At 73.7% G+C, this 23,694-nt stretch carries 3 protein-coding genes and 1 pseudogene; 2 read left to right on the top strand and 2 right to left on the bottom strand.

The genetic code is table 11. The features are described 5' to 3' along the window. Positions 1-3 precede the first annotated feature (3 nt). Positions 4-648, bottom strand: coding sequence for a 4'-phosphopantetheinyl transferase family protein (locus ACWDY5_RS13910; protein ID WP_449722578.1), 645 nt, complete (start codon positions 646-648; stop codon positions 4-6). Beyond that, on the bottom strand, positions 645-1,499 hold the full coding sequence (locus ACWDY5_RS13905) for a metallophosphoesterase family protein (protein WP_449722577.1): 855 nt from the start codon (positions 1,497-1,499) through the stop codon (positions 645-647). The genes ACWDY5_RS13910 and ACWDY5_RS13905 overlap by 4 nt, the downstream gene beginning before the upstream one ends. Before the next feature lie 363 nt (positions 1,500-1,862). Between ACWDY5_RS13905 and ACWDY5_RS13900 the strand changes: the two genes are divergently transcribed. Continuing rightward, positions 1,863-9,815, top strand: a complete 7,953-nt coding sequence (locus tag ACWDY5_RS13900; protein WP_449722576.1) for a type I polyketide synthase — start codon at positions 1,863-1,865, stop codon at positions 9,813-9,815. 37 nt (positions 9,816-9,852) lie between these two features. Further along, positions 9,853-23,481: pseudogene (locus tag ACWDY5_RS13895) on the top strand (type I polyketide synthase); the annotation flags it as partial. Positions 23,482-23,694 lie beyond the last annotated feature (213 nt).

Genomic DNA, 23,694 nt, shown 5'->3' with positions numbered 1-23,694 from the left:
GTGTCAGTGCTGGATCGCGGTGAGCACGATGCCGTTCTTGGCCAGCCAGCGCCCGGTGAACCCGGTCAGCGGCTGCCCGGCCACGGTGGGGCCGGGCACCAGCAGGGTGGCGGTGAAGGAGCCGTCGGCGGAGATGGTCAGCCGGGCCTCCTCGAAGCCGAGCATCTTGCGGGCGTGCGGGTACCAGGCCTTGTACACCGACTCCTTGGCGCTGAACAGCAACCGGTCCCAGCACACCGGGGCCTCCGCACCGAGTGCGCGCAGCATCGCCCGCTCCTCGGGCAGCGACACCGCCTCCAGCACGCCCTCCGGCAGCGGCTCGTTCGGCTCGGCGTCGATGCCCAGGCTGAGCGCGTCGGTGTCCATGGCCACCGCGGCCGCCCGGTATCGGTTGCAGTGCGTGATGCTGCCGACGAACCCGGCAGGCCACTGCGGGGCACCGCGCTCGTCCGGCAGGATCGGCGCGGGCTCGACGCCGAGGAAGCTCAGCGCCTGCCGGGCACACCAGCGGGCGGTGCTGAACTCGGCCTGCCGCTTGGGCACCGACTTGGCGACCAGCGCCAGCTCGGCCGGGAACAGGTCCACAGTGGACCGATCGGCGCTGGTCTCGACGGTGACGACCGGGGGCGGCAGCAGCTGGGCGATCACGGGTTCTCCTCCGCTGGCAGGATCTGGCGGAGCGGGCCGCGCGGCAGGCCGCCGTACATCTTCCGCTCCCTCGGGTAGCCGATCGAGACCTCCTCGAACCGCACCCCGTCGTAGTGCGTGGTGCGCGGGATGTGCAGGTGCCCGTACACCGCGGCGACCGTGCGGTAGCGGCGGTGCCAGTCCGCGGTGCGCTCGGTGCCGCACCACAGCGCGAACTCCGGGTAGCGCAGCACGAACGTGGGATCGCGCACCAGCGGCCAGTGGTTGACCAGCACCAGCGGCACCGAGGGGTCGTGCGCGTCCAGGCGGCGCGCCGTGATGGTCAGCCGGGACCGGCACCAGGCGTCCCGGCTGGGATAAGGGTTGGGGTGCAACAGGAACTCGTCGCTGCACACCACACCGGCGGCGTGCGCCCCGGCCAGCGCGGCGGCCTTGTCGTCGGCCGGGTTGGTGCGGAAGGTGTAGTCGTAGAGCAGGAACAGCGGCGCGATCGCCACCGGCCCGCCCGCGCCCCGCCACACCGGGAACTCGTCCTCCGGCGTGTGCACGCCCAGCTCGCGGCACAGTTCGACCAGCCGCCGGTAGCGCTGGTCCCCGCGCAGCTGCACCGGATCCTCCTTCGGCGTCCACAGCTCATGGTTGCCGGGCACCCAGATCACCGTGTCGAACCGCCGCGCCAGCAGGGACAGCGTCCACTCGATGTCGGCGAAGAGCTCACCCACGTCACCGGCCACGATCAGCCAGTCGCCGGGATGAGCAGGGTGCACCAGCTCCTCGACCAGCTTCCGGTTCTCCGGGTAGGCGACGTGCAGGTCGCTGACGGCGAGCAGTCTCGGTTCTCCAGAAGCCACACGTGCACTATAAAGGCGAGCGGTTCATCAGAAATCCAATTTAGAAAAGTTCTTTGTGAGTTGGCTCTCGGGACTTGGCAAGTCATTGTTCTCATGGTTGTCTTGGTTCGGCGAGTCGGCCGGAAACATCGCGGAAACATCGCCGGACTGGGGTGCCTCCTTCCGCCCCTACCGTGCTTGGACCTGCGTGGATGCCCGTAGGTGCTGGTCACCGCCGACTAATTGGGCAACCGCCTGAACCGCACCCCGGCCTCCCCCGGAAAAGTTAGGGGTTGAGGGTAGGGGTGACCGCCGGGATAACGTCGCCAAAAGTCGCGAGTTTCTTGTGTCGGTAATGGCGATGACGGGCGGGCTGGGGCACCTATGTCGGACAACACCACTGTTGCGGGCCGGGAGATCGCGGTCATCGGGCTGTCCTGCCGGCTACCCGGCGCGGCGAACCCGGCCGAGTTCTGGCGGCTGCTCACCGAGGGTCGCAGCGCGATCACCGAAGTGCCCTCGGACCGGTGGGACGCCAACAAGTTCTTCGACGCGGATCCCTCGGTTCCGGGCCGGATGAACACCCGCTGGGGCGGATTCCTGGACCAGGTGGACGGTTTTGACCCCGGCTTCTTCGGCATCTCCCCGCGCGAGGCCGCCGCGATGGACCCGCAGCAACGGCTCATGCTGGAGCTGGGCTGGGAGGCATTCGAGCACGCCGGACTGCTCCCCGAGCGGCTGGCGGGCAGCCGCACCGGCGTGTTCGTCGGCACCATCTGGGACGACTACGCCACCCTGGTTTACCGCGGCGGCCCGGAGGCGATCACCCAGCACACCGTCACCGGCCTGCACCGCGGCATCATCGCCAACCGGCTCTCCTACGCCCTCGGCCTGCACGGCCCGAGTCTCGCGGTCGACTCCGCCCAGTCCTCCGCGCTGGTCGCCGTGCACCTGGCCTGCGAAAGCCTGCGCCGCGGCGAGTCCACGCTGGCCCTGGCCGGTGGGGTGAACCTGAACCTGGTGCCGGAGACCACCATGGCCACCGCGAAGTTCGGCGGCCAGTCCCCGGACGGCCGCTGCCACACCTTCGACGCCCGCGCCAACGGCTACGTGCGCGGGGAGGGCGGCGGCTTCGTGCTGCTGAAGCCACTGGCCGCCGCGCTCGCCGACGGCGACCAGGTGCTCGCGGTGATCAAGGGAGGCGCGGTCAACAACGACGGCGAGTCCGCGGCGCTCACCACCCCCAACGGCCTTGCCCAGCAAGAAGTGCTGCGCCTGGCCTACCGGGACGCCGGGGTGGAACCGGCCGAGGTGCAGTACGTCGAGCTGCACGGCACCGGCACCAAGGTCGGCGACCCCATCGAGGCCGGCGCGCTGGGCGCGGTGCTCGGCGCGGACCGCGCGGAGCCGCTGCGGGTCGGCTCGGCCAAGACCAACGTCGGACACCTGGAGGGCGCGGCCGGGATCGTCGGGCTGATCAAGACGGTGCTGGCCATCCGGCACCGGCAGCTGCCGCCCAGCTTGAACTTCGAGACGCCGAACCCGGAGATCGCCTTTGCCGAGCTGAAGCTGCGGGTGCAGGCCGAGCTGGGGGAGTGGCGGGACGCACCGGTGCTGGCCGGGGTGTCCTCCTTCGGCATCGGCGGGACCAACTGCCACCTGGTGCTCGCGGAACCGCCGGTCGCGCCGGTTGCCAAGGGGCGGCCGGTCGAAGCTGAGGTGCTGCCGTGGGTGCTGTCCGGTCGTACCCCGGAGGCCCTTGCCGCCCAGGCCGATCGACTGGCGTCCTTTGTGGACAGTGTGGAAATCGATGTCCGCGCGGTGGCCGGCGCGCTGGCCGGGACGCGGACCGCGTTCGAGCACCGGGCCGTGGTGGTCGCCGGGGCCAGCGCCGGATTCCGGGCGGCGCTGGCCGGGTTCGCCAAGGACGGGGTGGCCGCCGGGGTCGTGCGCGGCACGGTCGCCGAGGGCGGGCTCGCGTTCCTGTTCTCCGGTCAGGGATCGCAGCGGCTGGGCATGGGCCGGGAGCTGGCCGGGGCGTTCCCGGTGTTCGCCACCGCCTTCGCCGAGGCCTGCGCGGAGCTGGACCGGCACCTGTCCCGGCCGCTGACCGAGGTCCTGGACACCGAGGACCTGCACCAGACCGAGTTCACCCAGCCCGCGCTGTTCGCCATCGAGGTGGCGCTGTTCCGGCTGGTGGAGTCCTGGGGGGTGCGACCGGACTACCTCGCCGGGCACTCGATCGGCGAGCTGGCCGCGGCGCACGCGGCCGGGGTGCTCTCGCTGGCGGACGCGGCGAAGCTGGTGGCGGCGCGGGGCCGGTTGATGCAGGCGCTGCCCGGTGGTGGCGCGATGCTGGCGGTGCAGGCGACCGAGGCCGAGGTCACGCCGCTGCTGGCCGAGCTGGACGCGGACATCGCGGCGGTCAACGGGCCGGAAGCCGTTGTGGTGTCGGGAACCGAGGCCGCGGTGACCGAGGTGGCAGGGAAGCTGACCGGCCGCAAGACCAAGCGGCTGACCGTGAGCCACGCCTTCCACTCGCTGCTGATGGACCCGATGCTGGCGGAGTTCCGGGCCGTGGCCGAGAGCATCAGCTACGGCCAGGCGCGGATTCCGGTGGTGTCCAACGTGACCGGCGAGCTGGCCGGGGACGAGCTGGGCACCGCGGACTACTGGGTCCGGCACGTGCGGCAGGCGGTCCGGTTCGCCGACGGGATGCGGACGCTGGCCGAGGCCGGCGTGTCCACCTTCCTGGAGCTGGGGCCGGACGGCGTGCTGGCCGCGCTGGGTGCCGGGATTCCGTTGCTGCGCAAGGACCGTGGCGAGGTGGAGGCGCTGATCACCGGTCTGGCACAGGCCTGGACCCGCGGGGTCGCGGTCGACTTCACCGTCTTCGGCGACGGCAGCCGGGTCGAGCTGCCCACCTACGCCTTCCAGCGCGAGCGGTACTGGCTGGACAGCGTGCCGGTGGCGTCGCCCGCGCCGGTGCGCGGCCGATCTTCGCTGGAGCTGGTGCGCGCGCACGCCGCCGTGGTGCTGGGCTATCCCTCGGCCGAGGCCGTTGCCGCGGACCGCAGCTTCAAGGAACTGGGCTTCGCCTCGTTGACCGCGGTTGAACTGCGTGACCAGCTCAGCCAGGCCACCGGTCGCGCGCTGCCGGCCACCCTGCTCTTCGACTACCCGACCCCGCTCGCCCTCGCCGCCCACCTCGACGGTGGCGCGACGGAATCGGTCGCCGCGCCGGCGCGGGTCAGCGAGGACGAGCCGATAGCGATCGTGGCCATGGGCTGCCGCTACCCGGGCGGCGTCACCTCCCCGGCGGACCTGTGGCGGCTGGTCAGCGACGGGGTGGATGCCATCTCGCCGTTCCCGGCCGACCGTGGCTGGGACCTGGACCGGCTGTACCACCCCGATCCCGCGCACGCCGGGGCCTCCTACGCCCGCGAGGGCGGGTTCCTGGACGGCGCGACCGAGTTCGACGCCAAGTTCTTCGGCATCTCCCCGCGCGAGGCGCTGGCCATGGACCCGCAGCAGCGGCTGCTGCTGGAGACCACCTGGGAGGTGTTCGAGCGGGCCGGGATCGACCCGATTTCGTTGCGCGGCAGCCAGTCCGGCGTGTTCGTCGGCGCGATGACCCAGGACTACGGGCCCCGGCTGCACGAGGCGGCCGAGGAGTTCGCCGGGCACCTGCTCACCGGCGCGACCGCGAGCGTGCTCTCCGGCCGGATCGCCTACACCTTCGGCCTGGAGGGGCCCGCGGTCACCGTGGACACCGCCTGTTCGGCCTCGCTGGTCTCGCTGCACCTGGCCGTGCAGTCGTTGCGGCGCGGGGAATGCGGGCTGGCGCTGGCCGGTGGCGTCGCGGTGCTGCCCACGCCGGGGATGTTCGTCGAGTTCTCCCGCCAGCGCGGCCTGGCCCCCGACGGCCGCTGCAAGGCATTCGGCGCCGGGGCCGACGGGACCGCCTGGGCCGAGGGGGTCGGCGTGCTGCTGCTGGAACGGCTTTCCGACGCCCAGCGCAACGGGCACCCGGTGCTGGCCGTGGTGCGCGGCACCGCGGTCAACCAGGACGGCGCGTCGAACGGGCTGACCGCGCCCAACGGCCCCGCCCAGCAGCGAGTGATCCGGGGCGCGCTGGCCGACGCCGGCCTCCGACCGTCCGAAGTGGACGCGGTGGAGGCGCACGGCACCGGCACCGCGCTTGGCGACCCGATCGAGGCCCAGGCACTGCTCGCGACCTACGGGCAGGAGCGGGAGACGCCGCTGCTGCTGGGGTCGCTGAAGTCCAACATCGGGCACGCGCAGGCAGCGGCCGGGGTCGGTGGCGTGATCAAGATGGTGCAGGCGATGCGGCACGGGGTGTTGCCGAGGACCCTGCACGCGGACGTGCCCTCGCCGCGGGTCGACTGGTCGGCCGGGGCGGTGGAGCTGCTGACCGAGGCCCGGGAGTGGCCCGAGACCGGTGCGCCGCGCCGGGCCGGGGTTTCCTCGTTCGGCATCAGCGGGACCAACGCGCACGTGGTGCTGGAGCAGGCACCCGGTGCCACTGCCACCGAAGCCGCATCCGTGCCCGCCGGGCCGGTGGTGCTCTCCGGACGCACGCCGGAAGCCTTGCGGGAGCTGGCCGAGTCGCTGCTCCCGGTCGCGGTCGAGCCCGCCGACCTCGCGCACACCCTGGCCCGCCGTGCGCTGCACGAGCACCGGGCCGTGGTGCTCGGCGACCTCCGCGCCGGGCTCACCGCCGTGGCCGCCGGGGAACCGGGCGTGATCCAGGACTCCGTGGTCGATGGCCGGGTGGCATTCCTGTTCTCCGGTCAGGGTTCCCAGCGGCTCGGCATGGGCCGGGAGCTGGCCGAGATCCCGGTGTTCGCGGCGGCCTTCGACGCGGCCTGTGCGGAGCTGGACAAGCACCTGCCCCGACCGCTCGCCGAGGTCCTGGAGTCGGCGGAGCTGCACCAGACCCGGTTCACCCAGCCCGCGCTGTTCGCGATCGAGGTGGCGCTGTTCCGGCTGGTCGAGTCCTGGGGGGTGCGACCGGACTACCTGGTCGGGCACTCGATCGGCGAGCTGGCCGCGGCGCACGTGGCCGGGGTGTTGTCGCTGGCGGATGCGGCGAAGCTGGTGGCGGCGCGGGGTCGGTTGATGCAGGAGTTGCCGGCCGGTGGCGCGATGATCGCGCTGCAGGCGACCGAGGACGAAGTGCAGCCGCTGTTGACCGGTCGGTCGGCCGAGCTGAGCATCGCGGCGCTGAACGGACCCACCTCGACCGTGATCGCCGGGGATGAGGCCGCCGCGCTGGAGGTGGCGGCGGTGTTCGAGGCGCAGGGGCGCAAGACCAAGCGGTTGACTGTGAGCCACGCGTTCCACTCGCCGCGGATGGACGGGATGCTGGCGGAGTTCCGGGCGGTGGCGGAGAGCGTGAGCTTCGCGCCGGCGCGGATTCCGGTGGTGTCGAACGTGACCGGCGAGCTGGCCGGGGACGAGCTGGGCACCGCGGAGTACTGGGTCCGGCACGTGCGGCAGGCGGTCCGGTTCGCCGACGGCATCCGGACGCTGGAGGACGCCGGGGTGCGCACCTTCCTGGAGCTGGGGCCCGATGGTGTGCTGTCCGGGATGGGGCAGGACTGTCTGACCGGCGATGCCGCGCTGATTCCGCTGCTGCGCAAGGACCGGCCCGAGCCGGACGCGGCCTGGCAGGCGCTGGCCCGGCTGGTGTGCCGGGGCGTGCCGGTGGACCTCGCGGGACTGACCTCGGGCGGGCAGCTGGTCGAGCTGCCGACCTATCCGTTCCAGCGGCAGCGGTTCTGGCTGGCCCCGAGCTCGTCCACTGTGGACTCCTCGGTGCACCCGATGCTGAGCTCGGCGGTGCCGATCGCCGGGACCGGCGGTGTGGTGCTGACCGGGCAGCTGTCCCGGCGGACGCACCCCTGGCTGGTGGACCACCAGATCCTGGGCTCGGTACTGGTGCCGGGAACCGCGTTGGTGGAGCTGGCGCTGCGGGCGGCGGACGAGGCCGACTGCGCGGCGGTGGAGGAGCTGACCCTGGCCGCGCCGCTGGTGCTGCCCGAGCAGGGTGTGGTGCAGGTGCAGCTGGTGCTGGCCGCCGAGCAGGACGGGCGGCGGGACCTGGAGCTGTACTCGCGGCTCGCGGACGGGGAGTGGACGCGGCACGCCAGCGGTGTGCTCGCGGTGGACGCGGACGCCCCGCTGGAACTGGGTGAGTGGCCGCCCCTTGGCGCGGACGCGGTGGACCTGGACGGGTTCTACCAGCGGCTCGCCGAGCGCGGTTATGGCTACGGGCCGGAGTTCCAGGGTGTGCGCGGGGTGTGGCGGCGCGGGGAGGAGATCTTCACCGAGGTCACCGTTGCGTCCACTGTGGACGGATTTGGGGTGCATCCCGCGCTGCTGGACGCCGCCCTGCACGGGCTGGTCGCCGCGGCCGAGGGTGCGAACCCGCCGCTGCCCTTCGCCTGGACCGGGGTGCGGTTGCACGCCACCGGTGCGAGCACGCTGCGGGTGCGGCTGGCCCCGGCTGGTCCGGACGCGGTGTCCCTCGCGGTGACCGATCCGACCGGCGCGCCGGTGCTCTCGATCGACTCCCTGGTGCTGCGGCCGGTGTCCCCGGACGCGCTGCGGGTGCGGCCCGAGCTGGACTCGCTGTTCCGGGTGGACTGGCCGGTGGTCGCGCTGCCGGAGTCGCCCGTGACGCCGGGCAAGGTGGCGCTGCTGGGCGGGGACGAGTTCAAGGCCGGGGTCGCGCTGCGGGCGGCGGGCTTCCAGGTCGAGGAGCGGACCGAGCCCGGTGACGCGGATCTGGTGGTGCTGACCTGCCCCGAGGGCTCGGTGCGCGCGGTCACCGCCGAGGTGCTGGCGGTGTTGCAGCGCAGCGAGTCCAGGGTGGTCGTGCTGACCAGGGACGCGGTGCTCGCCGACTCGCCGGAGCTGGCCGGGGCCGCGGTGTGGGGCCTGGTGCGGACCGCGCAGACCGAGCAGCCGGACCGGTTCCAGCTCATCGACCTGGACGCCGCCTCCGCCACCGCGCTGCCCGCCGCACTCGGCTCGACCGAGCCGCAGTTGGCCCTGCGCAACGGGATCGCGCACGCCCCCCGGCTGGCCAAGATCACCGAGTTCGCCGAGCAGGGCTGGAACCCCGACGGGCTGGTGCTGATCACCGGCGCGACCGGCGCGCTCGGCGGGTTGCTGGCCAAGCACTTGGTCAGCACGCACGGCGTGCGCCGGTTGCTGCTCACCAGCCGCCGCGGCCCGCAAGCCCCTGGCGCAGAGGAACTTGAGGCTGAGCTGACCGGCCTGGGCGCTGAGGTGACCATCGAGGCCTGCGATGCCGCCGACCGGGCCGCACTCGCCGACCTGCTGGCCAGGCATCCGGTCACCGCGGTGATCCACACCGCCGGGGTGCTCGACGACGGCGTGCTGGCCGCGCTCACCCCCGAGCGCCTGGACACCGTGCTGCGGCCCAAGGTCGAGGCCGCGGTCAACCTGCACGAGCTGACCCAGGACCGGGAGCTGACCGCGTTTGTGCTGTTCTCCTCGGTGATCGGCGTGCTCGGTGGCGCGGGCCAGGCAAACTACGCCGCGGCCAACGCCGCCCTGGACGCCCTCGCCCAGCGCCGCCACGCCGCTGGACAGCCCGCGCTGTCCCTGGCCTGGGGACCGTGGGCCGAGGGCGGGATGGCCGCCCGGCTCGCCGAGGCCGACCGCAACCGGATGTCCAGGGCAGGCATGGCCCCGCTGCCACCGGAACTGGGCCTGGCCCTGTTCGACCTGGCACTGGGCGCAGCCGAGGCCGCGCCGGTGCCGCTGAAGCTGGACACCAGCGCGCTCCGCAACGGCGAGGTGCCCGCCCTGCTGCGCGGGCTCATCGCGCCCAAGCGCACCCGGCGGGCCGCCGCGACCGCGGCCACCGAGCAGTCCTTTGTGGACAGACTGGTGGCCGCGCCGGAGGAGAAGCGGGCGCAGCTGGTGCTCGACGTGGTGCGGGTCAACGCGGCCGGGGTCCTCGGCCACAGCGGGGATGCCTCGGTGGAGGCCGAGTCCTCGTTCAAGGAACTGGGTTTTGACTCGCTGACCTCGGTGGAGCTGCGCAACCGGCTCAACACCGCCACCGGGCTGCGGCTGCCGCCCACCCTGCTCTTCAACTACGCCACCCCGGCGCGCCTGGCCGAGCACCTGCTCGCCCAGCTCGCCCCCGCCCCGGCCGCCCCGGCCGAGGAACCCGAACCTGAGCCGCCAACGGCCGAGTTCGACCAGGAACTGGACGCGGTCACCACCGCCGACGAGATCTTCGCTTTCATCGACAAGGAGTTCGGCAGTGTCTGAGTCCACTGAGCAGAAGCTCGTCGACTACCTCAAGCGCGTCACCGCCGACCTGCACCGCACCAGGGCCCGGCTCCAGGAGATCGAGGCGCAGGAGCACGAGCCGATCGCGATCGTCGCGATGAGCTGCCGCTTCCCCGGCGGCGTGGCCACCCCGGAACAGCTGTGGGACATGGTCGCCGGCGGCCGTGACGGCATCTCCCCGTTCCCGGCCGACCGCGGCTGGGACCTGGACGCCCTCTACGACCCCACCGGTGAGCGCCCGGACAGCGTGTACGTGCGGGAGAGCGGGTTCCTGCACGAGGCCGCCGAGTTCGACCCCGGCTTCTTCGGCATCTCCCCGCGCGAGGCGCTGGCCATGGATCCGCAGCAGCGGCTGCTGCTGGAGACCTCCTGGGAGGCCTTCGAGCGGGCCGGCATCGACCCGGAGTCCTTGCGCGGCACCAAGACCGGTGTGTACGCGGGCCTGATGTACCACGACTACGCCAACCGCCCTGAGGAGGCGCCGGCCGAGGTCTCCGGCTATCTGCTGACCGGCAACCTGGGCAGCGTGGTCTCCGGCCGGGTCGCCTACACCTTCGGGCTGGAAGGCCCCGCGGTCACCGTGGACACGGCGTGTTCGTCCTCGCTGGTGGCGCTGCACCTGGCCGTGCAGTCGCTGCGCAAGGGCGAGTGCACGCTGGCGCTGGCCGGTGGCGCGGCGGTCATGTCCACGCCCAACTCCTTCGTCGAGTTCTCCCGCCAGCGCGGCCTGGCCCCCGATGGCCGCTGCAAGTCCTTCGCCGCCGCCGCGGACGGCACCTCCTGGTCCGAGGGCGCGGGCATGCTGTTGCTGGAGCGCCTGCCCGACGCGCAGCGCAACGGCCACCCGATCCTGGCCGTGGTGCGCGGCAGCGCGGTCAACCAGGACGGCGCCTCCAACGGGCTCACCGCGCCGAACGGCCTGGCCCAGGAAGCGGTGATCAGGGACGCGCTGGCCGACGCCCAGCTCACACCGTCCGAAGTGGACGCGGTGGAGGCGCACGGCACCGGCACCAAGCTGGGCGACCCGATCGAGGCCCAGGCCCTGCTGGCCACCTACGGCCAGGAGCGGGAGAACCCGCTGCTGCTGGGCTCCTTCAAGTCCAACGTCGGGCACACCCAGGCCGCGGCCGGGGTCGGCGGCGTGATCAAGATGGTCATGGCGATGCGGCACGGGCTGCTGCCCAAGACCCTGCACGTGGACGAGCCCTCGCCGCACGTGGACTGGTCAGCCGGTTCGGTGGCGCTGCTCACCGAGCCGCAGCCCTGGCCGGAGACCGGGAACCCGCACCGGGCGGGGATTTCCTCGTTCGGGATCAGCGGAACGAACGCGCACACGATCATCGAGGCCGCGCCGCCGGTTGAGGCTCCGATGGCTGTTCTGGCACACCGCGTGGCCACTGTTCCGCTCGCCCTCTCCGCCAAGACCCCCGAAGCTCTGCGCGCCCAGGCCGCCCAGCTCGTGTCCTTTGTGGACGGCGACTCGGCTTCGCTGCTCGACCTCGGCTTCTCGCTGGCCAATCGCCCCGCCTTCGAGCACCGCGCCGTGCTCGCCGCCACCGGCCTCACCGAGGCCCGCGACGCCCTGGCCGCCTTCGCTGAGGGCCTGGACGCCCCCGGTGTGCACACCGGCGCCGTCACCCCCGGCAAGCTGGCTGTCCTGTTCACCGGCCAGGGCGCCCAGCGCCTGGCCATGGGCCGGGAGCTGGCCGAGACCTTCCCGGCCTTCACCGCCGCCTTCGACGCGGTGGCCGCCGAACTGGACCAGCACCTCGCCCGCCCGCTGCGCGCGGTGCTGGACACCGAGGAGCTGCACCAGACCGAGTTCACCCAGCCCGCGCTGTTCGCGATCGAGGTCGCGCTGTTCCGGCTGTACGAGTCCTGGGGTGTGCGGCCGGACTTCGTGGCCGGGCACTCCATCGGCGAGCTGGCCGCCGCGCATGTGGCCGGGGTGCTGTCGCTGGCCGATGCGGCGAAGCTGGTGGCCGCGCGGGGCCGGTTGATGCAGGCACTGCCCGGTGGGGGCGCGATGCTGGCGGTGCAGGCCACCGAGGAGGAGGTCGCGCCGCTGCTGGACGGGCTGGCGGTGGACATCGCCGCGATCAACGGGCCGAACGCCCTGGTGATCGCGGGCGACGAGAACGCGGCCTGCGAGGTCGCCGCGGGGCTGGAAGCCAAGGGGCGCAAGGTCAAGCGGCTGCGGGTCTCGCACGCCTTCCACTCTCCGCACATGGACGGGATGCTGGCCGGGTTCCGGGCGGTCGCGGAGAGCGTGAGCTACGCGCCCGCGCGGATTCCGGTGGTGTCCAACGTGACCGGCGCGGTCGCGGGGGAGGAGCTGGGCACCGCGGAGTACTGGGTGCGGCACGTCCGGGGCGCGGTGCGCTTCGCCGACGGGGTGCGCGCGCTGGCCGAGGCCGGGGTGGCCACCTTCCTGGAGCTGGGGCCGGACGGCGTGCTCTCCGCGATGGGGCCGGAGTCCGCGCCCGGTGCGGCCTTCCTGCCCGCGCTGCGCAAGGACCGGCCGGAGGCGGCGGCCGCGGTCACCGCGCTGGGCCGGTTGTTCACCAGGGGCGTCCGGGTCGACTGGACCGCGCTGTTCGAGGGCGGCCGTCGGATCGAGCTGCCCACCTATGCCTTCCAGCGGGAACGCTTCTGGCTGGAGCTGACCCCGAAGGCCCCGGTCCGCTCGGTCGCCGACGGCTGGCGCTACCGGATCAACTGGCAGCCGAAGTCCACTGTGGACAAGCCGCTGAACGGAACCTGGCTGGTGGTCGGGTCCGCCCAGCCCGAGCTGGTCGGGGCGCTCACCGCGGCGGGCGCTGAGGTGCGCGAGGTCGCGGACGCGGCCGATGCGGTCAACGTCGCCGGAGTCCTCGACCTCGCGGGGGTGCTCTCCGTCGGCGACGTGCACCAGGCCCTCGCGCTGGTGCGCGGACTCGGTGACGCGCGGTGCCCGGCCCCGCTGTGGTGCCTCACCCAGGGTGCGGTCTCGGTCGGCGGCGAGCAGCTGCCCAACCCCGAGCAGGCCCAGGTCTGGGGCCTCGGACTTGTTGCCGCGCTGGAACATCCCGAACGCTGGGGCGGCCTCATCGACCTGCCTGCCGAGCTGGACGAGCGCTCGCTGTCCCGCCTGGCCGGTGCCCTGACCGGCGCCGAGGACCAGCTCGCCCTGCGGCCCTCCGGCAGCTACGTCCGGCGGTTCGCGCACGCCGACGCCGTTGCCCCCCGGCGGTCCTGGCGGCCGCGCGGCACCGTGCTGGTCACCGGCGGCACCGGCGCGCTCGGCGCACGGGTCGCCCGCTGGCTGGCCCGCAACGGCGCCGAGCACCTGGTGCTCACCAGCCGCCGCGGCGCTGACGCCCCCGGCGCGACCGAACTGGCCGCCGACCTGGAAGCCCTCGGCGTCACCGTCACCCTGGCCGCCTGCGATGCCGCCGACCGCGACGCGGTGGCCGCGCTGCTGGCCGAGCACCCGGTCAACGCGGTGATCCACACCGCCGGGGTGCTCGACGACGGGCTGATCGGCAGCCTCACCCCGGACCGCCTGGACACCGTGCTGCGCCCCAAGGTGGACGCCGCCCGCAACCTGCACGAGCTGACCGGCGAGCTGGACGCGTTTGTGCTGTTCTCCTCGGTCACCGGCATGGTCGGCACCGCGGGCCAGGCCAACTACGCCGCCGCCAACGCCTACCTGGACGCCCTCGCCGAACACCGCCGCGCCCAGGGCCTGCCCGCCACCTCCATCGGCTGGGGGCCATGGGCCGACGGTGGCATGGCCGACGCCGCGATCGGCGAGCGGCTGCGCCGCGCCGGGCTGCCGCCGATGGCCGCGGACACCGCGATCGAGGCCCTGCAAGGGGTCCTGGACCGCGAGGACACCGTGGTCGCGATCGTCGACGTGGACTGGGAGCTGTTCGGCCCGGCCTTCACCGCGGTCCGCCCGAGCCGCCTGATCAGCGACATCCCCGAACTGCACCGCGGCAAGCCGGTGGCCGCCCCGGCCGCGCCGCAGGCGGACTCCGCGCTGGCCGCCAAGCTCGGCAAGCTCCCGGTCGCGCAGCGGCACGGGTTCCTGCTGGCACAGGTCCGCACCAGCGTCGCCGCCGTGCTCGGCCACGCCGGGGCGGAGGCGGTGGAGCCGGAGAAGGCCTTCCGCGAGGCCGGTTTCGACTCGTTGACCGCGGTCGAGCTGCGCAACCGCCTGGCCACCGCCACCGGCCTGACCCTGCCCACCACCCTGGTCTTCGACTACCCGACCCCGCTGGCGCTCACCGACTTCCTGCTGGCGGAGCTGCTCGGCGCGGTCACCGAGGCCGCCGCGGTCACGATGTCCACTGTGGACGATGAGCCGATCGCGATCGTCGGCATGGCCTGCCGGTTCCCCGGCGGCGTGATGAGCCCCGAGGACTACTGGCAGCTGCTCACCGAGGGCGCGGACGTGCTCACCGGCCTGCCTGCCGACCGCGGCTGGGACCCCGACCTGTACGACCCGGACCCCGATCGCCCCGGCAAGAGCTACGCCCGCGAAGGCGGCTTCCTCGACACCGCAACCGACTTCGACGCCGCCTTCTTCGGCATCTCGCCGCGCGAGGCGCTGGCCATGGACCCGCAGCAGCGGCTGCTGCTGGAGACCTCCTGGGAGGCCTTCGAGCACGCGGGCATCGACCCGGCCACGGTGCGCGGCAGCAAGGCCGGGGTGTTCGTCGGCACCAACGGCCAGGACTACGCCGGACTGCTCAGCACCGCGCCCGAGGGCGTGGAGGGCTACCTGGGCACCGGCAACGCGGCCAGCGTGATCTCCGGCCGCATCTCCTACACCTTCGGCCTGGAAGGCCCCGCGGTCACCGTCGACACCGCCTGCTCGGCTTCGCTGGTCGCCCTGCACTGGGCGGTGCAGGCGCTGCGCCGCGGCGACGTCGGCATGGCGCTGGCCGGCGGCGTCACGGTGATGTCCACCCCCGGCGTGTTCGTCGAGTTCTCCCGCCAGCGCGGCCTGGCCCCCGACGGCCGCTGCAAGGCCTTCGCGGCCGCCGCGGACGGCACCGGCTGGGGCGAGGGCGTGGGCATGGTGCTCATCGAGCGCCTTTCCGACGCGCAGCGCAACGGGCACCCGGTGCTCGCGGTGATCCGCGGCAGCGCGGTCAACCAGGACGGCGCGTCCAACGGCCTCACCGCCCCCAACGGACCGGCCCAGCAGCGGGTCATCCGGGCCGCGCTTGCCGACGCCGGACTGGCTGCTTCGGACGTCGACGTGGTGGAGGCACACGGCACCGGCACCAAGCTCGGCGACCCGATCGAGGCCCAGGCCCTGCTGGCCACCTACGGCCAGGACCGGGCGCACCCGCTGCTGCTCGGCTCGGTGAAGTCCAACATCGGGCACACCCAGGCCGCGGCCGGTATCGCCGGACTGATCAAGATGGTGCTCGCGCTGCGGCACGGTGTGGCCCCGAAGACGCTGCACGTGGACGAGCCCTCGCCGCACGTGGACTGGTCGGCGGGCGCGGTCTCGCTGCTGAGCGAGCAGGTCACCTGGCCGGAGGTGGGCAGGCCGCGGCGGGCCGCGGTGTCGGCCTTCGGCATCAGCGGCACCAACGCGCACACCATCCTGGAACAGGCCCCGGAGACCGCCGCCGCCCCGATCAGCGCCACTGCCCCGGTCCCGGCCGCCGCCCCGATCGACGCCACTGCCCCGGCCGTGCTGCCGATCGCGGTCTCCGCCCGCAGCGAGACTGCCCTGCGCGCCCAAGCCGCCGCCCTGCGCCCGGTCCTGGCCTCCGCGAACCCGCTCGACCTGGCCTACTCGCTGCTCAGCAGTCGCGCCACGCACAACCGCCGCGCCGTGATCGTCGCCGAGGACCCGGCCGCCGCACTGGGCGCGCTCGCCGAAGGCCGCTCGGCCGCCGGGCTGGTGCTCGGTTCGCCGGTGGCCGGCAAGGTGGCGTTCTTGTTCTCCGGCCAGGGTTCCCAGCGCCTGGGGATGGGCCGGGGACTGGCCGCCTACCCCGTGTTCGCCGCTGCTTTCGACGCGGTGTGCGACGAGTTGGACCGGCACCTGGGCAAGCCGGTGCGCGAGATCCTGGACACCGAAGAGCTGCACCAGACCGAGTTCACCCAGCCCGCGTTGTTCGCGATCGAGGTCGCGCTGTTCCGGCTGTTCGAGAGCTGGGGTGTGCGGCCAGACTTCGTGGCCGGGCACTCCATCGGCGAGCTGGCCGCCGCGCACGTGGCCGGGGTGCTGCCGCTGGCCGACGCGGCGAAGCTGGTGGCCGCGCGCGGCCGGTTGATGCAGGCACTGCCCAGCGGGGGCGCGATGCTGGCGGTGCAGGCCACCGAGGAGGAGGTCCGGCCGCTGCTGGACGGCCTCGCGGTGGACATCGCCGCGGTCAACGGGCCGGCCTCCGTGGTCGTCTCGGGTGCAGAGGCCGGGGTGACCGAGGTGGTCGGGCGGCTCGGGGAGCGCAAGAGCAAGCGGCTGACCGTGAGCCACGCCTTCCACTCGGTGCTGATGGAGCCGATGCTGGCGGAGTTCCGGGCGGTCGCCGAAGCCGTGACCTTTGGCACGGCGGAGATTCCGGTGGTGTCCAACGTGACCGGCGCGATCGCCGGTGCGGAGCTGGGCACCGCGGAGTACTGGGTTCGGCACGTCCGGGAGGCCGTGCGCTTCGCCGACGGCGTGCGGGCGCTCGGCGAGCAGGGTGTGCGCACCTTCATCGAGCTGGGACCGGGCGGGGTGCTGTCCGGCATGGGCCAGGAATGCCTGGCGGAGGCGGCATTCGTGCCCGCGCTCCGGGCGGACCGGCCGGAGCCGCTGGCCGTGGCCGGTGCGCTGGCCGAGGCGCACGTGCGCGGGATCGCGGTGGACTGGACCGGGTACTTCGCCGGGTCCGGGGCGCGGCGGATCGAGCTGCCCACCTACGCCTTCCAGCGGGAGCGGTTCTGGCTGGCGGCCGGACCCGCCGAGATCGCCGAGACCGACCGTGTCGAGGCCGAGTTCTGGGCCGCGGTGGACAAGGCGGAGCTGACCGAGCTGGCCTCGGTGCTGGACGTGGACGCCGCCCCGCTGCGCGAGGTGCTGCCCGCGCTGGCCGCCTGGCGGCAGCGGCGCAAGACCGAGTCCACTGTGGACGGCTGGCGGTACCGGGTGAACTGGCGGCCGAAGGCACTCACCGGGAAGCTGTCCGGGAACTGGCTGCTGGTCAGCACCGCGCCGGAGACCGAACTGGCCGAGGGACTGGCCGGACAGGGTGCGCGGATCGAGCAGCTGGTGCTGGAACCCGGCGTGGACCGGGCCGGACTGGCCGCTCAACTGTCCGAAGTGGATGGTGTGCTGGCGGTGCTGGGCCTGGCCGAGACGCTGACGCTGACGCAGGCGCTCGGCGACGCCGGGATCGACGCGCCGTTGTGGCTGCTCACTCGGGGCGCGGTGTCGGTGGCCAAGGCCGACCCGGTGCGTGACCCGGAGCAGGCGCTGGTGTGGGGTCTTGGCCGGGTGGTCGGCCTGGAGCTGCCGCAGCGCTGGGGCGGTCTGCTGGACCTGCCGGAGCGGCTGGACGAGCGGGCCTTCGCGCGGATCGCCGGTGTGCTCGCCGCGGGTACGGAGGACCAGGTCGCGGTGCGCGCTTCCGGGGCGCACGTGCGACGACTGGACCGCGCGCCCGCGGTGAGCCGCCGGAACTGGCGGCCTGCCGGGACCGTGCTGGTCACCGGCGGCACCGGCGGACTCGGTGCACGGGTCGCGCGCTGGCTGGCCGGGAACGGGGCCGAGCACCTGGTGCTCACCAGCCGCCGCGGCGCGGAAGCCCCTGGTGCCACTGAACTTCAGGCAGAGCTGACCGCGCTCGGCGCCCGGATCACCCTGGCCGCCTGCGATGTCGCGGACCGGGACGCGCTGGCCGCGCTGCTCGCCGGGCAGCCGGTGGATGCCGTGGTGCACACCGCGGGCGCGGTGGAGTTCCGTGCGCTGATGGACACCGACCAGGCCGCGCTGGCCGAGGTGTTGCGCGCCAAGGTCGACGGCGCGCGCAACCTGGACGAGCTGACCGGGGACCTGGACGCGTTCGTGGTGTTCTCCTCGATCGCCGGCACCTGGGGCAGCGGCGGCCAGGGCGGTTACGCCGCGGCCAACGCCTACCTGGACGCGCTGGTGCAGCGCCGCCGCGCGGACGGCAAGGCGGGCACCGCGGTGGCCTGGGGGCCGTGGGACGGCGGCGGCATGGTCGCCGACGGCTCGGCCGCCGACCAGTTGCGGCGGCTCGGCCTGCCCGCGCTGGACCCGGAGCTGGCGATCTCCGCGCTGCAGCAGGCGATGGACGCCGAGGACGTCACGGTGACCGTGGCCGAGGTGGACTGGGCCCGGTTCGCGCCCGGCTTCACCGCGATGCGGGACCGCCCGCTGATCAGCGAGATCCCCGAGGTCAAGCTGCTGCTCGCGGCCGAACAGGTGGTCGCGGGCACCCCGGTGGACGCCTTCGCCGGGCGCACCGCGGCCGACCGCGAGCGGGCGCTGCTGGAGCTGGTGCGCACCGAGGTCGCCGCGGTGCTCGGGCACGCCACCACCGAGGCGGTCGAACCCGCGATCGCCTTCCGGGAGCTGGGTTTCGACTCGCTGACCGCGGTCGAGCTGCGCAACCGGCTGGCCACCGCCACCGGCCTGACCCTGCCCACCACCCTGGTCTTCGACCACCCCAACCCGGCCGCACTGGCCCGCGAGCTGGACGCCCAGCTCACCGGGGACACCCCGGACCAGCAGGTCGTCACGGCGTCCACTGTGGACGATGAGCCGATCGCGATCGTCGGCATGGCCTGCCGCTTCCCCGGTGGGGTCGACTCGCCAGAGGCGCTGTGGCAGCTGGTCGACGGCGGGGTGGACGCGATCAGCACCTTCCCGCAGGACCGCGGCTGGGACCTGGACCAGCTGCTGGGCACCGGCGGACGGCCCGGCCTGTCCGCCACCGACTCCGGCGGGTTCGTCGACGGCGCCACCGACTTCGACGCGGCCTTCTTCGGCATCTCGCCGCGCGAGGCCACCGCGATGGACCCGCAGCAGCGCCTGCTGCTGGAGGCCTCCTGGACCGCGGTCGAACGCGCGGGCATCGACCCGGCTTCGCTGCGCGGCGGGCAGACCGGCGTGTTCGTCGGCGTCTCCGCCCAGGGCTACGGCGCGGACCTGGTGAACGCGGGCACCGGCGCGGAGGGCTACTTCCTCACCGGCAGCGCCACCGCGGTCGCCTCCGGCCGGGTCTCCTACGTGCTCGGCCTGGAAGGCCCCGCGGTCACCGTGGACACCGCCTGCTCCTCCTCGCTGGTCGCGCTGCACCTGGCCGCGCAGTCGCTGCGGCAGGGCGAGTGCACGATGGCGCTGGCCGGCGGGGTCACCGTGATGTCCAGCCCGGCCGCGTTCGTGGAGTTCTCCCGGCAGCGCGGGCTGTCCGAGGACGGGCGGTGCAAGCCGTTCGCCGCCGCCGCCGACGGCACCGGCTGGTCGGAGGGCGTCGGCATGCTGCTGGTCGAGCGCCTCTCCGACGCCCAGCGCAACGGCCACCCGATCCTGGCCGTGGTCAAGGGCAGCGCGATCAACCAGGACGGCGCGTCCAACGGGCTCACCGCGCCCAACGGGCCGTCCCAGCAGCGGGTGATCCGCCAGGCCCTCGCCAACGCCGGACTGTCCACTTCGGACATCGACGTGGTGGAGGCGCACGGCACCGGCACCCGGCTCGGCGACCCGATCGAGGCCCAGGCCGTGCTGGCCACCTACGGCCAGGAGCGGGAAATCCCGCTGTGGCTGGGTTCGCTGAAGTCCAACATCGGGCACACCCAGGCCGCCGCGGGCGTGGCCGGGATCATCAAGATGGTCATGGCGATGCGCAAGGGCGTGCTGCCCAGGACCCTGCACGTGGACGAGCCCTCGCCGCACGTGGACTGGTCCGCGGGCGCGGTGTCGCTGCTCACCGAGGCCCAGCCTTGGCCGGAAGGCATCCGCCGGGCGGCCGTGTCCAGCTTCGGGGTGAGCGGCACCAACGCGCACACCATCCTGGAACAGGCCCCCGCCGAGGAACCCGTGCCCGCCTCCGAGGGCGAGCTGCCCTGGCTGCTCTCCGCCCGCACCCCGCAGGCCCTTGCCGACTCGGCCACCCAGCTTCTGTCCTTTGTGGACGGTGTCAGCTCGGCCGACCTCGGTGCGGCGCTGGCCACCAGCCGGGGCGTGTTCGAGCACCGGGCCGCCGTGCTCGGTGACCGCGAGGCCCAGCTGGACGGCCTGCGCGCGCTGGCCCGCGGCGACCTGGCCGCGGAGCTGGTCACCGGCACCAACCGCAACGGCAAGCTGGCCTTCCTGTTCACCGGCCAGGGTGCCCAGCGGGTCGGGGCCGGAGCTGAGCTGTACCGGGAGTTCCCGGTGTTCGCCGAAGCCTTCGACACCGCCTGCGCCGAGCTGGACAAGCACCTGGACCGGCCGGTGCTGGAGGTCGCCTTCGACGGCGGCGAGCTGATCAACGAGACCGGCTACACCCAGCCGGTGCTGTTCGCGCTGGAAGTGGCGCTGTTCCGGCTGGTCGAGTCCTGGGGCCTGCGACCGGACTTCCTGGCCGGGCACTCCATCGGCGAGCTGGCCGCCGCGCACGTGGCCGGGGTGTTCTCCCTTGCCGACGCGGCCAAGCTGGTCGCCGCGCGCGGCCGGTTGATGCAGGCGCTGCCCGCCGGTGGCGCGATGGTCGCGGTGCAGGCGGGCGAGCACGAGGTGCTGCCGCTGCTGGCCGGACGCGGGGACCAGGTCGGCATCGCCGCGGTCAACGGCCCGGCCGCGGTGGTCGTCTCCGGTGACGAGGAGGCGGTGGCCGATGTGGCCGAGCTCCTTGCCGCACAGGGGCGCAAGACCCGGCGGCTGACCGTCAGCCACGCCTTCCACTCGCCGCGGATGGCCCCGATGCTGGCCGAGTTCCGGGCGGTCGCGGAGGAACTGGAGTACCGCGAGCCGGTGCTGCCGATGGTGTCCACGGTGACCGGCGCGCTCGCCGGGGCCGAGCTGGCCACCGCGGCGTACTGGGTGCGGCACGTCCGGGACGCGGTGCGGTTCCTGGACGGCATGCGCGCGCTGGCCGATGCCGGGGTCGGCGTGTTCGTCGAGCTGGGGCCGGACGGGGTGCTCTCCGCGATGGGCCAGGACTGCCTGGCCGAGGCCGAACCGGTGCTGGTCCCGGTGCTGCGCAAGGACCGGGCCGAACTGGCCGCCGCGCACACCGCGCTGGCCACCGCGCACGTGCACGGCCACTCCCCGGACTGGGCCGCGGTGTTCGCCGGCAAGGGCGGCGCCCGCGTGGACCTGCCCAGCTACCCGTTCCAGCGCAGCCGGTACTGGCTGGACGCCCCGGCCCCCGCCGACGTCAGCGCGGCCGGACTGTCCGATGTGGACCACCCGCTGCTCGGCGCGGCCATCCCGCTGCCCGACTCCGGCGGCGTGCTGCTCACCGGGCGGCTGTCCCGGCGGGCCCAGCCCTGGCTGGCCGACCACGTGGTGCACGGCTCGGTCGTGGTGCCCGGCACGGCTTTTGTCGAGCTGGCCATTGCCGCCGGTGACCAGGTCGGCTGCGACCGGCTGGTGGACCTGACCCTGGAGGCCCCGCTGGTGCTGCCCGAGCAGGGTGGCGTGCGGGTGCAGCTGACCGTGGGCGCTGACCAGTCCGGGCAGCGATCGCTGACCGTGCACTCCCGGCTGGACGAGGACGCCGAGTGGACCCGGCACGCCAGCGGCCTGCTCGGCACCGGCCCGGCCACCCCGCCCGCGCTGACCTGGCCGCCTGCCGGGGAAAGCGTTGCGGTGGACCAGCTCTACCCGTCGATGAGCGCCCGTGGTCTGGACTACGGGCCGGTGTTCCAGGGCCTGCGCGCGGCCTGGCGGGACGGCGAGACCGTGTACGCCGAGATCGCGCTGCCCGGTCCGGCCGGGAAGTTCGGGCTGCACCCGGCGCTGCTCGACGCGGCGCTGCACAGCCTCGGCCTCGGCGTGCTGCCCGAGGGCGGCTGGCTGCCGTTCAACTTCTCCGGTGTCACCTTGCACGGGGCCGGGGCGGCCGCGCTGCGGGTCAAGGTGACCCCGGCCGGGCGCGAGACGGTGACCATCGAGGCCACCGACACCGCGGGCAACCCGGTCGTCACGGTCGAGTCGCTGACCCTGCGACCCGTTGCGGCCGAGCAGATCCAGGCCGCCCGCACGCAGAAGGACCTGTTCCGGCTGGACTGGATCCCGGTGCAGGCCACCGCGCGAGGCCGCGAGGCCACGCTGGTGCCGTGCCCTGGCGGGGAAACCGGGCCGGTGGTGCACGAGGTCCTCGCCCTGGTGCAGAACTGGCTGGCCGAACGGCCCGAGGACGAGCGCATGGTGCTCGTCACCCGGACCGGGGACCTCGCCGGGGCGGCCGCCGCCGGGCTGATGCGCTCGGCCGAGTCGGAGAACCCCGGGCGGTTCCAGGTGATCGAGACCGACGGGTCGGCCGAGCTGTACGCGGACGAGCCCTGGCTGAAGATCGAGAACGGCAAGCTGTTCGCGGCCCGCCTGGCCAAGGCGGTCGCGGCAGGCGTTGCGCCGCAGTGGGATGCCGAGCGGGCGGTGCTGATCACCGGTGCCAGCGGCAGCCTCGGCTCGCTGCTGGCCCGGCACGTGGTCGCCGAGCACGGGGTGCGCCGGCTGGTGCTGGCCAGCCGCCGCGGTCTGGCCGCACCGGGCGCGGCGGAACTCCGGGACGAGCTGACCGGGCTCGGCGCGACGGTGGATGTGGTGGCCTGCGATGTGGCCGACCGGGACGCGGTTGCCGCGCTGATCGCCGAACACCCGCTCACCGCGGTGATCCACACCGCCGGGGTGCTCGACGACGGCGTGGTGACCGCGCTCACCCCGGAGCGGGTGGACGCGGTGCTGCGCCCCAAGGTCGAGGCCGCCCGGCACCTGGCCGAGCTGCTTGACCCCGAGGTCGACCTGGTGCTGTTCTCCTCCGCCTCGGCCACCCTCGGCCAGGCCGGGCAGAGCAGCTACGCCGCCGCCAACGCCTACCTGGACGCCCTCGCCCAGCAGCGCAAGGAACAGGGCAAGCCTGGGGTCTCGCTGGCCTGGGGACCGTGGGGCGAAGGCGGCATGGCCGCGGGTCTCGCGGAGGCGGACAAGCAGCGGATGGCCCGGACAGGGGTGACCCCCCTGACTTCGGAACTGGGGTTGCTTCTCTTCGACGCGGCCCGCACCGTTGACGCAGCGACGGTGGTGCCGATGCGCTGGGACACCACGGTGTTCCAGGGCGAGGCGCCGCCGCTGCTGCGCGGTCTGGTCCGGACCCCGGTTCGGCGGACCCTGGAGGCCGTTTCCGCCACGGCCGAACAGGGACCGTCGTTGCGGGACCGGCTGGCCAGCGCCCCGGCGGCCGAACGCGGCCGGGTGCTGCTGGAGCTGGTGCGCACCCACACGGCGGCCGTGCTGGGACACAGCGCAGCCGAAGCGGTCGACGCCACCAGGGGCTTCCTGGAACTGGGCTTCGACTCGCTGACCGCGGTCGAACTGCGCAACCGGCTCAACGCCGCCTCCGGGCTGCGGCTGCCGGCCACGCTGATCTTCGACTACCCGTCGCCGAAGGCCCTCGCCCAGCACCTGGACGAGGAGCTCGCCCCCGTGAGCGGGGGAGCGACGGCAGGGGCACCAGCGCCGGTGCTCGCCGAACTCGACCGGCTGGCCGCTGCCCTGGAGGCGCTGCCTGCCGACGAGGCCACCCGCACCACGGTCACCGCCCGGTTGCAGGCGGTGCTGGCGAAATGGAACGAGACACCCGGTGACGAACAGCGCGCGGACGAGGCGCTGGAGACCGCGACCGCGGACGAGCTG

It is taken from the genome of Crossiella sp. NPDC003009 (genome assembly GCF_053591555.1).
Note: the sequence above shows the minus strand (reverse complement) of the source record. Positions and strands in the feature narration are given on the sequence as shown.